Origin of the sequence: Nioella ostreopsis, from assembly GCF_004000255.1 — a bacterium.
In the GTDB taxonomy this organism is placed as follows: Bacteria; Pseudomonadota; Alphaproteobacteria; order Rhodobacterales; family Rhodobacteraceae; genus Nioella; species Nioella ostreopsis.
The window spans coordinates 19792-32974 of the sequence record NZ_RCIQ01000017.1; the positions used below are offsets into that span (position 1 = coordinate 19792).

Genomic DNA, 13183 nt, shown 5'->3' on the forward strand with positions numbered 1-13183 from the left:
TTGCCAAGTGCCCCGCGCGGACGCAGAGTTTCCCGCATGGACCTCACCGCGATTCAGGCGCTCGCCGCTCCGCATTTCCTGGATATCTTCGGCGCGTTCCACGCGACGCCTGAGGATGGCTGCGCCTCCGGCACCATGGTTCTGCTCTCGCCGCTGGAACCCGGCTTCTGGGCGCATTTTCAGAACCAGCCAGAGTTTTCCGGCCCCGATCCAATGGACCGCTGGTCCACCCGGGTCATCGGCGCGCTGGCAAGCACGCTTGGCGGCACCGCCCACTTCCCCTTTGGCGGCCCACCCTACGCCCCGTTCATCCGATGGGCCACCCGCACCGGCCGCGCCTGGCCCTCGCCCGTGGGGATGCTGGTGCATGACACCGCTGGCATGATGATTTCGATCCGAGGTGCGGTGCTGCTGCCCGGTCAACTTGACTTACCCGCCTTACAGGCCAGCTCCCCCTGCGCGGACTGCGCCCAACCCTGCCTGACCGCCTGCCCCGTCGGGGCGCTTGGGCCACAGCCCTATGACGTTCCGGCCTGTCACGCCCACCTGGACAGCCCCGAGGGTGCCGACTGCCTGACCCGCGGCTGCCTTGTGCGCCGCGCCTGCCCCATCAGCCAACGCTTTGGCCGAGACCCAGCCCAGACCGCCCATCACATGAGGCATTTTCACAAATGAGCCTGACCCTGATCCTGACCCGTCACGCAAAATCCGACTGGGGCGACCCGATGCTGGACGACCATGACCGCCCCCTTAACGCGCGCGGGCAGCGTGATGCGCCGCGGATCGGTCAGTGGCTGCAGGACAAGGGCTATGTGCCCGACAAGGTCACGGTGTCATCCGCGCGCCGGGCGCAGGAAACATGGCAAGGCATTGCGACAACCATTGGCGGGCGCCCCAAGGTCAACACCGCTGAAAAGCTCTATCATGCATCGGCAGATACGCTTCTGGCCTATACGCGCGGTTCTTACGCGATGACCCACATGATCATCGGCCATAACCCCGGTATGGCCGAGTTTGCCGAGAGGCTGCTGTTCAGCAAGCCAATGAACGCGCGGTTCGCCGACTTCCCGACCTGCGCCACGCTGGTGGTGGATTGCGACGAATCCGACTGGCGCGATGTTCAGTGGGGCAGTGGAAAGCTGCTGGACTTCGTTACACCCCACGACCTGCCCTGAACGAAAAAGGCCCCCGCGATCCACGGGGGCCTCTTTGAGTGCTGTCGGTCGGCTCAGTGGCCGAGGATCTGGCTGAGGAACAGCTTGGTCCGGTCAGACTGCGGATTGGTGAAGAACTCTTCCGGTTCGTTCTGTTCCACGATCTGGCCCGCGTCCATGAAGATGACCCGGTTGGCGACCTGCCGTGCGAAGCCCATCTCGTGGGTCACGCAGAGCATGGTCATGCCTTCCTCGGCCAGCTCGATCATGGTGTCGAGCACTTCCTTGATCATCTCGGGGTCAAGCGCCGAGGTGGGTTCGTCGAACAGCATGATGCGCGGACGCATGCAGAGCGAGCGGGCAATCGCCACACGCTGCTGCTGACCACCGGACAACTGGCCGGGGTACTTGTCGGCCTGTTCCGGGATCTTCACCTTTTCAAGGAAATGCATCGCCGTTTCCTCGGCTTCCTTCTTGGGCGTCTTGCGCACCCAGATCGGGGCCAGCGTGCAGTTTTCCAGGATCGTCAGGTGCGGGAACAGGTTGAAGTGCTGGAAGCACATGCCAACCTCGGACCGGATCTTGTCGATGTTCTTCAGGTCGTTCGACAGTTCGGTTCCGTCCACCACGATCTTGCCCTGCTGGTGTTCTTCCAGCGCGTTGATGCAGCGGATCAGGGTGGATTTGCCGGACCCCGAGGGACCACAGATCACGATCCGTTCGCCACGATACACCGTCAGGTCGATGTCGCGCAGCACGTGGAAAGTGCCGTACCACTTGTTCATCCCCGAGATGTCGATCGCGACCTCGTCAGAGACTTTCATATGGGACCGGTCGATTTCGCGGTTCTGGATAGCGGAAGTTTGAGCGTCAGTCATTTGGACGTCTCCTTAGCGATGCCCGGTGTTGAGCTTGCGCTCAAGCCACTGAGAGTAGCGGGACATGGAAAAACAGAAGATGAAGAAGCACAGGCCGATGAAGATGAACAGTTCCCAGTAGATACCGTTCCAGGCCGAGTCCGCGCGAATTGCGTTGGACAGGCCAATCGGGTCCAGAAGGCCGATGAACACCACAAGCGTGGTATCCTTGAACAGCCCGATGAAGGTGGACACGATCCCGGGGATGGAAATCTTCAGCGCCTGCGGCAGGATGATCAGCTGCATGGACTGCCAGTAGTCGAGCCCAAGGCTGTCGGCGCCCTCATACTGGCCGCGCGGCAGGGCGGCGAGCCCCCCACGGACCACCTCGGCGATATAGGCCGAGGAGAAGAGCGTCACCATGATGATCACCCGCAACATCAGGTCGAAGTTGGTTCCCGGCGGCAGGAAGTAGTTCAGCAGCAGCGATGCCGTGAACAGCCACACGATCAGGGGAACGCCCCGGATGACCTCGATGAAGATGACCGAGCACTTGTTGATGATGAACAGGTCAGACTGACGGCCAAGCGCCAGGAAGATGCCCAGAGGCAGCGACATGACGATACCTGCGACACCGATCACGATGGCCAGCATGAAGCCGCCGAAGCGATCGGAAGGCACCGCTTCGATCCCGATGGGAAGTGCGGCACCCAGAATGCCGCTCAGCGGACCGGCGACGAGCAGCCAGTACAGAAGCGGCACCACGATGGCCCCGATGGTTGCACCAAGCGCCCCGAGCGTGGCGGCGCCGTAGGTCAGAACCGCCCAACCGATGACGAACCCGAGGGCCGTCACAAGCGGACCCCAGATCGTGCCGCCCCACAGCAGCCAATAGGCCGCGAAGGGCATGATAGCCGTCACGATCAGCAGCTTGCGCGGGGCCGTGTCGAACAGGATCGGGGCAATGGCGACACCGAACAGGATCAGCGCCAGGATCGGACGCCAGTAGAGCTCTGACGGATAGAAGCCGAACAAGAGCTGATGCCAGCGATCCGCGATCACCGCCCAACAGGCCACGTCATATCCGATACCCGATGCATCGCGGATTTCACGGCATTCCGTCAGGGATTCCGCGTTCCAGATTCCACCGACCGACCAGGGCAGGATATGCGCCAGCACCCAGTAGATCACGTAAAGCGACACGATGGTCAGGATCGTGTTCAGCCAGCCCGAGAACAGGTTTTCCCTGATCCACTTCACCGCACCCTTCTCGGTGATCGGCGGATCCTTGGGGTCCAGCATCTGGGTGCGGACAAATGAAGGTGTATTTGTCATATCACCGCTCCTTCAGCTTGACGGAATTGTTGTAGATGTTCATCGCGCCCGAGATGACCAGCGAGGTCACAAGGTAGAACAGACCCAAAAGCAGCATGCCCTCCAGCTCTCGGCCGGTCTGGTTGATCGTGATCCCCCCGAGGGTGGAGCGAACATCCATGTAGCCCACGGCGATGGCGAGCGAGCTGTTCTTGGTCAGGTTCAGATATTGCGAGATGAGCGGTGGAATGATCACCCGCATCGCCTGCGGCAGGATCACCAGATTCATCGTCCGGTTCGGACGCAGGCCCAGGGCAAACGCCGCCTCGGTCTGGCCCCTGCTGACGGCCAGGATGCCCGCCCGGACAATCTCGGCGATGAATGCGCCAGTGTAAAGCGACAGCGCGAACCAAAGGGCAATCAGCGAGTTCCGCATATGGATGCCGCCAGAGAAGTTGAAGCCCCTTAGTTCGGGAAGATCCAGCGTTGCACCAAGGGCGATCATGACCAGAACAAACGGCCCGAGGATCACCCCGATCTGCATCCACAACGTGGCTGGTGGCCTGATGCCCGTCGCCTCCTGCGTCTTGGTGGCCCAACGTCCAATTGCCTTTGACGCAAGGACGCCGCCAACAAGCAGAACCAGTACAAGCAGCCAGTCCATCGCAACGGCCGACGGGATGATCGCAGCTTCGACGCCATCTGCCGCTTCGGTCATTTCATTGCCGCCAAGCGAGCGGGTAAAGACGACATTGGGCACATAGATCCCGCGGTTCGTGACAGCGACGCTGTCTCCGAGGATCATCGACGCTTCCGCATCCTCCCCGCGGAAGTCTCGCGGTTGCGGGGTGGCTTCGGTCATGACCGCGAAGATCAGGATGATCCACAGCAGCAGCGGGATGTTGCGGAAGCCTTCGACATAGACGGTCATCAGGCGGCCGACGATCCAGTTCTTCGACAGGCGCAGAACACCGGCGATGACGCCGAGGATGGTGGCCAGGATGCAGCCCAGAAAGGCAACAAGAAGCGTATTGAGAATACCGACAAGCGCGGCGCGCCCGTGGGTGGAGTCATTCGAGTATTCGATGAGGCGCTGGTTGATATCGTAACCGGCGCGAGAGTTCAGGAAGGCGAAGTTGAAATCTTTCCCGAGCTCTTCAAGATTGTGAACGATGTTCCGTCCCAGGAACCAGATCGCCGCAAGAATGAGGGCGAAGGCGACAACCTGAATGGTCATGGACCGATACCGGGTGTCGTAGATAAGTTGGCTAAGTCGGAAGGACTCGGCCGGTGGGTTTGTTGCTGATGACATGTTTGGCAACCCCGACTGTCGCTGGAGGAGCGACCCACGACCCCCCATTCACCTGTATGACAGGTGGTCCGGTCGCATGGTCAGTACTTGGTGAGGCGCAATTGGAAGAAGGGCGCGGCAATGCCGCGCCCCCCAATTCCGGCTATTCCTTAGCGGAACGGCGGCGAGTAGAGCAGACCGCCATCGGTCCACTGGGCGTTCAGACCACGCGCCAGACCGATCGGGGTGTTCTCACCGATGTTGCCTTCAAAGAGTTCACCGTAGTTGCCGACGGAGGAAATCGCGTTTGCCGCCCAGTCGGAGGACAGGCCGAGCATACCGCCCAGGTCGCCTTCGGAGCCGAGCAGACGGTTGATTTCCGGGTTCTCGGTGCCGGCGGCCAGTTCAGCCACGTTTGCCGAGGTCACGCCAAGTTCTTCTGCCGCGATCAGAGCGTTCAGCGTCCAGCGGACGATGTCGCCCCATTCGTTGTCACCATGACGGACGAGCGGGCCGAGCGGCTCTTTCGAGATGATTTCCGGCAGAACCACGTGTGCCGACGGATCTTCGAAAGTGGCGCGGGTTGCGGCCAGACCGGATGCGTCGGTGGTGTACACGTCGCAGGCGCCAGCCAGATACTGCTGCTGCGCTTCTGCGTTGGTTTCGATCGGAACCGGCTCGTAGCTCATGTTGTTGGAGCTGAAGAAGTCAGCCAGGTTGAGCTCGGTGGTGGTGCCGGTCTGGATACAAACGGTCGCGCCGTCCAGTTCCATGGCCGAGGACACGCCCAGTTCACGGGGAACCATGAAGCCCTGACCGTCATAGTAGTTGATGCCGGTGAATTCGAAACGCAGGTCGACGTCACGGCTGAAGGTCCAGGTGGTGTTCCGGGCCAGCATGTCAATTTCGCCGGAGGCCAGCGCGGTGAAGCGGGTCTGACCGGTGGTGGGGACGAAGTTCACAGCGGTGGAGTCGCCGAGAACGGCAGCGGCGACAGCGCGACAAACGCCAACGTCGAAGCCTTCCCATTCACCGTTTGCATCGGGCGCCGCGAAGCCGACGAGGCCAGTGGTCACGCCGCAGTTCAGTGCACCACGCGCGCGGACTTCGTCCAGCGTCTGCGCGGACACAGCACCAGCTGCAAGACCTGCCACGGCAAGCGTGCCGAGAAGAACGGATTTTTTCATGTTTACCTCTTCCTGATGGTTCGCCCTTTTGGGCGACTTGTTCGGCCATTGAGGCCCTTGAATTGGGAGGGGCAAACGCCATCGGCACCAGCCCCCGCCCTTTAATTGGGCAAATCTGGGTGATGAGGTCAAGGGTAGGGTTTGGTGAAACACACTGTTCCAAGGCTTACCTAGGGTAAATTTCCCAAGGTGCCCGCGCCCTGCGCAACAGCATTATCAATCTGCTTAGGGAAACATCACGTTCCTTGCGCAAGGCGCAGGAAATTCGCGGCATGCAAGAAAGCCCGGCGCTTGATCTCGGCGGCCTCGGTCGCTTCGTCGTCCTCGCCCCACTGCGAAATCTGCCAATCCTCATCGATTCGGCTCAGGCGCCAGGCCGTATCCGGCTCGATTTGCTCATTCGCGACACTCAACCCCAGCACAAGCGACCCCGACAGCGTCACAAGGTCATGCAAGGCGGTCAGGGAAAAGGGCCGATAGCCCGCCACGACACGGGCATAAACCGCAAGGCTTTCGTCAGGATGATCGGCGGGCAATATGCCAGACACCACCGCCAGCGGTGCAGAATAGGTCTTCTCCGCCCAGTCCAGAACCGGGTTCCAGCCCTTGTTTTGCTGATCTGCCAGCTCTTTGGGGGACTCTGCCCGATGACACAGCAGATCGGTCTCCGCATAGGCTGCCAGCATTGCGGCCACTTCCGCATGCTGGGTCGCCACCTTGTCGATCGCCGCGTTTGCCGAGCGCGTGAAAGGCATCGACAGCGGGTCGATCACACCCTCCTGTGCGGCCCATTCGGTGGCCACGGCGTCGGCCATGTCACGCGTCGGCAGCGCCATTGCGGATTTCAGCGGGGTGCGCACCGGGCGTCCGTCCAGCAGAACCTGCCAGCCGCCCTCGGCCTCGGCCACGCGGGTGTCCTTCCAAAAACGCCTCGCCTTCCATTCGCTCATTGCTCAGCCCCAGATCTCGTTCAGTGCATTGTCCAACTGGTCGAAATGAGTCAGCACTTTCATCGCCCCTGCGGTCACCAGATTTTCTGCCGGGTGATAGCCCCAGTTGACACCGATCGCGGGGATTCCGGCATTGCGGCCCATTTCCATGTCGAAAACCGTGTCCCCGAGAATCACCGCATGTGTAGTATCTACCCCGGTTTCGGACAGGCAAGCCGCGACCATCGAGGGGTTCGGTTTCGACGGGTGATCGTCAGCCACCTGCACGGTCTGAAACAGGCGCCGAAGCCCATGCATCTCCATCAGGTGATCCATCCCGCGACGGGATTTCCCGGTGGCGATGCCAAGCAGCAGATCGTCTTGCGCGGCCAGCCGGTCCAGAGCCTCGCGCGCCCCGGGATAGAAGGGCGACAACGCCTCGTCGTCTTCCGTGCGCATCCGCATGAAGCCCTGCTTGTACCCTTCGACCAGCGCCGATTGCGTTGCGGCATCGGCCTCCGGCATCAACCGATCCATCGCCACTTGCAGCGACAGCCCGACAATGGACAGGGTCTGCTCACGCGACGGCGGGGTCAGGCCAAGCCCGTCGAAGGCGGCATTCATCGCCCCGACGATATGCGCCTGACTGTCGATCAGCGTGCCGTCGACATCGAAGATGACCAGTTTCAGGGTCATTTCACCCCTTCGAACGGGTCTTCGGCGGCAAGGCTTTCATCCCAGCCGAACGTGTCCCAGCTTTGCGCCATATGTTCGGGCAAGGGGGCGGTGATCGTGATCTCTTTATGCGTGACCGGATGCTCGAACCGCATCATCCGCGCATGCAGGTGCAGTTTCTTCGAGATGATCCCGCCAAGCTGAGCGCCCCATCCGTCCCCCAGATTTTCCTGACCCGAGCCGCCATATTTCCCGTCACCGATAATCGGGTGCCCGATCTCGGCCATATGTGCGCGCAGCTGATGGGTCCGGCCCGTGATCGGCTCCATGGCCACCCAGGCCGCGCGCGAGGCGACACGATAGAGCGTGGCGTAGAGCGTATGGGCGCGCTTGGCGTCTGGATTCTGGTCCATGTCGCGCGGATGGATGGCGATCATTTTCTCGCCCTCGCCCTTGCGGCCATGGCCGGGCGCTTTCATCAGGCCGAAGCGGATCTCGCCCAGATAGGGCGTCGGCACACCGGCAACCAAAGCCCAGTAGATTTTCCGCGTCTCACGGTGGCGCATTGCGGCGGTCAGGGCCTTCGCGGCCTCGCGCGTGCGGGCCAGCAGAAGAACGCCCGAGGTGTCCTTGTCCAGCCGATGCACCAGCCGCGGCTTGTCCTCAAACCCGAATTTCAGCGCCTCGGCCAGCCCGTCCACATGGCGGGTCTGCTTGCTGCCACCCTGCGTGGGCAGGCCCGGCGGCTTGTTCAGCGCGATGATATGCTCATCCCGGTAAATCACCGCGTTCTGGATCATCCTGGCATCGGCGTCCGACACCTGTTCACGCTTGATAAAGGGTTTGGGCGCGGCCTCATCGGGCAGTGGCGGAATGCGCACAGTCTGCCCCGCTTCCAGGCGGGTCGCGGGTTTCACCCGGCCACCGTTCACGCGGATTTCGCCCTTGCGGCACAGCTTCTCGATCTGCACTTGACCGATATGGGGAAACTGCCGCCGGAACCAGCGATCCAACCGCTGATCGCCCTCGTCAGGACCAATTTCCAATGTCTGAACACCACTCATACGAACATCCCCCGTGCCAGCCACAGGCCCAGAAGCAGCCCGAAAATCGAACAGACGACGGAGGCCACGACATACAGAACTGCCCCGCTCATATCGCCGCGTTCATAAAGCGTCACGGCCTCCAGCGAGAAGGCCGAGAAAGTGGTGAAGCCGCCCAGGATCCCCGTCATCACGAAGGGCGACAGATGCGTCAGCCCGCGATGCGCCGCCGCCACCACGAAAACTCCCATCAGGAACGAGCCAATGATATTGACCGTGATCACGCCAAGCGGAAAGGCTCCGTGCCCCACCAGCCGGACGATTCCGACCCCGGCCGCAAAGCGCGCCGAGGCCCCGATAGCGCCGCCAAGGGCGACCTGAAGAAGCGTTGCAAACATGGGCGGGGTTTGTGGCTTTGGCCCACCGATGTCAATGGCTCAGCCGGTTCTGCCATAGAAGGTCATGCGCGCGGTTTCAGACAGTGCGACACCGGGTTTCGAATTATAGGCCAACACCGCCAGCATCCGTGTCCGCGCGCCTTCATTCGGCGCAACCCGGTGCATGGAATTGCGGCCCCGAAAGAACACCAGCGTTCCCGCCGCAGCATCCAGCACGTCAACCTGCGCATCGCCATCCAGCACGCTGGCGACGGTTTCAAACCCCATATCCCCGGCATCCGCATCGCGAATATCGGTCACATACTCGAATTGCCCGCCCTTTTCGGGGGCCTGCACCATCAGCGTGATCGAGAAAGAGGAATTGTCGAAATGCCAACCCAGTTCCTGCCCGGTTTCGTGGAAATGCAGGTTGATCGACGACAGCGGGTCGGCATATTCGAACAGCTGCCGCTCCCCCAGAACGTGACACAGAAACTCGCGGAACGCCGGGTCGTCGTAAAGCGCCCGCAAAGGGGAATCCGCCCCGATCTGATCATCGGTCAGGCACCCCTTGGACGAGGTCACCAACCGGTTGCGCGGATGGTCCGGGGCAAATTCCGGGTCGGGCTTGCTGAGATAGACCGTATGCGTTTCGGGCTTGGTATAGACGCGGTCGCGCCCGGCCTCTCCCTCGGCGCGCATCGCCTCCACCGCATCGGGTCGAACGAACCCCTCCATGACGAACACGCCAGAGGCATCGAACGCCGCTTTCGCAGCCGCGCGAAATGCCTCATCCGAAATCGGGTATTGCTCAAGATCGACGATATCCTGCAAGTCCATGTACGGCGTCCCTATCCTTGTCGTTTCGCGCGCTGGCGGGCGAACCAGTCCAGCCGTTTCCTGAGATCCCGTTCAAATCCACGTTCGACCGGCTGATAGAAATCAGCACGCTTCATGCCGTCGGGGAAGTAGTTTTGTCCCGAGAATCCGTCCTCGGCATCGTGATCGTAAGCATATCCGTCGCCGTATCCCTGATCCTTCATCAACCCCGTGGGCGCGTTCAGGATGTGTTTGGGCGGCGGGGCGGACCCGGTTTTTGCAGCCGATTTTCGCGCCGCCTTATAGGCCACATAGATCGCGTTCGATTTCGGCGCCAGCGCCAGATAGGCCACCGCCTGCGCCAGTGCCAATTCCCCTTCCGGGCTGCCAAGCCGTTCATAGGTCTGCCAGGCATCGAGGCAAAGCCGCTGCGCCTGCGGGTCGGCAAGGCCGATATCCTCCACCGCCATCCGGGTAATGCGCCGGGCCAGAAAACGCGGGTCTTCGCCCCCCTCCAGCATCCGCGCAAACCAGTAGAGCGCCGCATCCGGGTCGGACCCGCGCACCGATTTATGCAGGGCGGAGATCAGGTTGTAATGGGCATCGCCCGATTTGTCATATTGCGCCGCGCGGCGGCTGAGCCGCTGGCCAAGCGCCTTGGGGTCCAGCGGCGTATCCACTTTCCATGCCGCCACCTGCTCCACCAGGTTCAGCATCGCCCGCCCGTCGCCATCGGCCATTTCGCGCAAGGAAGCGCGGGCATCTTCGGTCAGGGGCAGCGTTGTGTTCAGCTCCGCCTCGGCCCGGGCGATCAGCTGATCGAGGTCATCCTCGCTCAGACGTTCCAGCACCAGGACCTGCGACCGGCTGAGAACAGCGGCATTCAATTCAAATGAGGGGTTTTCGGTCGTCGCGCCAACCAGAAGGATCGTGCCATCTTCCATATGCGGCAGAAAGCCATCCTGTTGGGCTTTGTTGAACCGGTGGATCTCATCCACAAACAGCAGCGTACCGCCGCCATTGGCGCGGCGATGCTTGGCGGCCTCGAAGACCTTCCGCAGATCCGGCACACCGGTGAAAATCGCGCTGATTTGCACGAAACTCAGATCCGTTTCCTGCGCCAGAAGACGCGCAATGGTCGTCTTGCCGACACCGGGCGGCCCCCAGAAAATCAGTGACCCGAGCGAGCCTGCATCCAGCATCACCCGCAGGCTGCCATCGGGGCCAAGCAGATGGCCCTGCCCGATCACCTCGGACAAGGCACGGGGGCGCAGCCGGTCGGCCAGGGGCCTTGGTCCGGCTGCGTTGGTGTCGGCGGATGGGGCATGTGCGAATAGATCGGCCATGCCCGCACCCTATGTCTGGATACGGTTGGGGAAAAGCCATTCCGGTATGCACCAGCCGATCAATGCATCTTGGTGGCCATGCTGATCGAGACCGCCACGCTTTTCTCGCCATCGAAATCCAGCTCGCGACCGGCGGGAACACAATCAAGCCCGACCCGGCGGGCAAGACGCGGTGAATTCGCGGGAATGATGCCAATCAGCTCGGACGCCCCCAGATCCCGCGCCGAGCTGACCATTTCCGAAATCAGCTGCATCTGCACCCGGAAGCGCAGTTTCGCCGGAACCTCTCGGCTGACGAAGACACGGCTCGACTCCCAGATATGGCTGGCGACGGGTGCTTTCCGATCCAGCAGATCCGCCGGAATCGACTCCAGCAACCCGCGCTGTGCGTCGCGGATCATATAGGTGTAGATGCCGCAACGATGGGTGGTCGGCGTCAGCCGAACCCCGGCCATGACATGGCCGTCTTCATGGACCGTGACCCACCGGCTGGCCGGCGTGTCGTATTGATCGAACTCCATTCCGTTGGCCTCTGGAAGATCCCAGCGGTTCTGGACAATGAACGTCTGGTGACGCGCACGGAGCATGTTCGCGAACAGCTCACCATGGTTGTGCATGTTCTCGAAAGACAGTGTAGTGACTTGCATTGAGGTGCCTCCTGGTTGGCGGTTGGTAAAACCTGAACCGCGAGGCAACTGCCTTTGCTGTCATAGTAATCGGAATTCCCGCGCTTTTTTGAGTGCTTCGGCCGTGGTTCGCGCACCCAAGCGAACGCGGGCGGACGACAGGCGCGCTTTCAACGCGCTCTCGGAAATACCCAGCTTGGCAGCCGCTGCGGTATGTCTGTCTCCATCGGCGATCAGGCGAAGCGCCTCGATCTGCGCCTTGGTAAGTTCGGTGGGTGGGGCAGCGGCCTCGTGAAGCGCGCGGGATACCACTGCAATCGCGTCAAGTTCGTCATCCGTGAATTCACGGTCCGAACGCGCGCACCCGATGATTGACCGAGACGTGATCGGCCCGCAGGACACCACCGCACCATAAAGCAGGCCATGGCGTTTGGCCTTCTGCATGATGCTGAACGGATCCGGCAGGCGGATTTCACTCCACCTGGTCTGTCCACTGATGCCGATCCCCCAGAATACCAGCGGGTCACGCAAAGCGTAGGCATTGTCCTGATACTCCTGCTGCCAGTCCGGCGGATAGGTGCTTTTCAGAATCATTGGCGACGCAAAACGGATGTGCAGCCCCACGGTATACCCCATTGGGGCAAGGGCTTTCAGCTGATCCAGCAAGGATATGAGTACTCTACTATTGGACATGTCTTTTTCGACAGGTTGTCGGAATTCGGGTGCTCCGTAAAGTCATATTATGACGAATGATGTTGTGTGTCGAATGGCTGAAAAGGTAAATCCGCATCTTTTTGCGCGGATCATGGGGCTTCCGGGGCCCATTCGCAGGGATATTCTGGAATTCATGGGGCAAACTCCTGTTTGTGAACGGGAATTGGAACGTCTTGTCGCAGTTGCTGCGGATCAGAATGGAAACGCAATATCGAAAGCGTCTTAACGGATCTTCAATTCGCATCAAGCACAACAAAAAAACCCCGCCACAATCGGCGGGGTTTCGTCGTTTAGATCCGGCCAAGCGGCCAGCTATCAATCTTCGGCGGCTTCTTCGGCCTCGACGCGGGCGCGATCGGCGGCGCCTTTGGCGTCAACATCGCGGTCCACGAATTCGATGATCGCCATCGGCGCCATGTCGCCATAGCGGAAGCCGGCCTTCAGGACGCGGACATAACCGCCCTGACGCTCCGCGTAGCGAGGGCCGAGCACCTCGAACAGTTTCGCAACATAGGCGTCCTGCTTCAGCTGAGCAGCAGCCTGACGGCGGGCGTGCAGATCGCCGCGCTTGGCAAGCGTGATCATCTTCTCGATGATCGGGCGCAGTTCCTTGGCCTTGGGCAGGGTGGTCTTGATCTGCTCGTGTTCAATAAGCGAACCGGCCATGTTGGCGAACATCGCCTTGCGGTGTTCGTGGGTGCGGTTGAGGCGGCGATAGCCACGTGCGTGACGCATGATGAGGTCTCCTGACTTTGTGCTTTGTCCGGGGCCGGTGCGTGCCGGTCCCTCCTTGGTGGGGCAGGATTGCCCGTGTTTTCCCCGCCATCGCGGGCATTTTTTGGGAAGGTGGG

15 protein-coding genes are annotated in these 13183 nt (G+C 61.3%); 2 read left to right on the forward strand and 13 right to left on the reverse strand.

Going from position 1 to position 13183, the window contains the following annotated elements; genetic code table 11:
• Window positions 1-36: 36 nt before the first annotated feature.
• Window positions 37-675: a ferredoxin gene (locus tag EP237_RS16500; RefSeq protein ID WP_127562006.1), complete on the forward strand. Its 639-nt coding sequence runs from the start codon at window positions 37-39 to the stop codon at window positions 673-675.
• Window positions 672-1175, forward strand: a complete 504-nt coding sequence (locus EP237_RS16505; protein WP_127562007.1) for a SixA phosphatase family protein — start codon at window positions 672-674, stop codon at window positions 1173-1175. The genes EP237_RS16500 and EP237_RS16505 overlap by 4 nt, the downstream gene beginning before the upstream one ends.
• A gap of 53 nt (window positions 1176-1228) precedes the next feature.
• On the opposite strand, the gene EP237_RS16510 is transcribed toward EP237_RS16505, so the two are convergent.
• The 13 genes from EP237_RS16510 to rplQ all read right to left on the reverse strand — a co-directional run bounded on the left by EP237_RS16510 (window position 1229) and on the right by rplQ (window position 13067).
• Window positions 1229-2032 carry an amino acid ABC transporter ATP-binding protein gene (locus tag EP237_RS16510; protein WP_127562008.1) on the reverse strand — a complete coding sequence of 268 codons (804 nt, stop codon included), beginning with the start codon at window positions 2030-2032 and terminating at the stop codon, window positions 1229-1231.
• Between the two features lie 12 nt (window positions 2033-2044).
• Window positions 2045-3346, reverse strand: coding sequence for an amino acid ABC transporter permease (locus EP237_RS16515; RefSeq protein WP_127562009.1), 1302 nt, complete (start codon window positions 3344-3346; stop codon window positions 2045-2047).
• A 1-nt stretch (window position 3347) separates the two neighbouring features.
• Window positions 3348-4637 carry an amino acid ABC transporter permease gene (locus EP237_RS16520; protein ID WP_127562010.1) on the reverse strand — a complete coding sequence of 430 codons (1290 nt, stop codon included), beginning with the start codon at window positions 4635-4637 and terminating at the stop codon, window positions 3348-3350.
• 149 nt (window positions 4638-4786) lie between these two features.
• Window positions 4787-5803, reverse strand: a complete 1017-nt coding sequence (locus tag EP237_RS16525) for an amino acid ABC transporter substrate-binding protein (protein WP_127562011.1) — start codon at window positions 5801-5803, stop codon at window positions 4787-4789.
• A 236-nt stretch (window positions 5804-6039) separates the two neighbouring features.
• Window positions 6040-6753 carry an ATP12 family chaperone protein gene (locus tag EP237_RS16530; RefSeq protein ID WP_127562012.1) on the reverse strand — a complete coding sequence of 238 codons (714 nt, stop codon included), beginning with the start codon at window positions 6751-6753 and terminating at the stop codon, window positions 6040-6042.
• Window positions 6754-6756: 3 nt separating this feature from the next.
• Window positions 6757-7428, reverse strand: a complete 672-nt coding sequence (locus EP237_RS16535; protein WP_127562013.1) for an HAD-IA family hydrolase — start codon at window positions 7426-7428, stop codon at window positions 6757-6759.
• The gene (locus EP237_RS16540; RefSeq protein ID WP_127562014.1) at window positions 7425-8471 is read right to left on the reverse strand and encodes an RluA family pseudouridine synthase; all 1047 of its coding nucleotides are present in this window, start codon (window positions 8469-8471) and stop codon (window positions 7425-7427) included. The genes EP237_RS16535 and EP237_RS16540 overlap by 4 nt, the downstream gene beginning before the upstream one ends.
• Window positions 8468-8848 carry a fluoride efflux transporter CrcB gene (gene crcB, locus EP237_RS16545; protein WP_127562015.1) on the reverse strand — a complete coding sequence of 127 codons (381 nt, stop codon included), beginning with the start codon at window positions 8846-8848 and terminating at the stop codon, window positions 8468-8470. Before crcB ends, EP237_RS16540 begins: the two co-directional genes overlap by 4 nt.
• A 39-nt stretch (window positions 8849-8887) precedes the next feature.
• Entirely contained in the window at window positions 8888-9667 is a 780-nt protein-coding gene (locus tag EP237_RS16550) for a HalD/BesD family halogenase (RefSeq protein ID WP_127562016.1), read from the reverse strand.
• 11 nt (window positions 9668-9678) lie between these two features.
• Window positions 9679-10992: a replication-associated recombination protein A gene (locus EP237_RS16555; protein ID WP_127562017.1), complete on the reverse strand. Its 1314-nt coding sequence runs from the start codon at window positions 10990-10992 to the stop codon at window positions 9679-9681.
• A 59-nt stretch (window positions 10993-11051) separates the two neighbouring features.
• Window positions 11052-11639, reverse strand: a complete 588-nt coding sequence (locus EP237_RS16560) for an acyl-homoserine-lactone synthase (RefSeq protein ID WP_071689293.1) — start codon at window positions 11637-11639, stop codon at window positions 11052-11054.
• A gap of 60 nt (window positions 11640-11699) precedes the next feature.
• Window positions 11700-12311: an autoinducer binding domain-containing protein gene (locus tag EP237_RS16565; RefSeq protein WP_127562018.1), complete on the reverse strand. Its 612-nt coding sequence runs from the start codon at window positions 12309-12311 to the stop codon at window positions 11700-11702.
• Between the two features lie 336 nt (window positions 12312-12647).
• A complete protein-coding gene (gene rplQ, locus EP237_RS16570) occupies window positions 12648-13067 on the reverse strand; it encodes a 50S ribosomal protein L17 (RefSeq protein ID WP_127562019.1) in 420 nt (139 codons plus the stop codon).
• Between the last annotated feature and the right edge of the window lie 116 nt (window positions 13068-13183).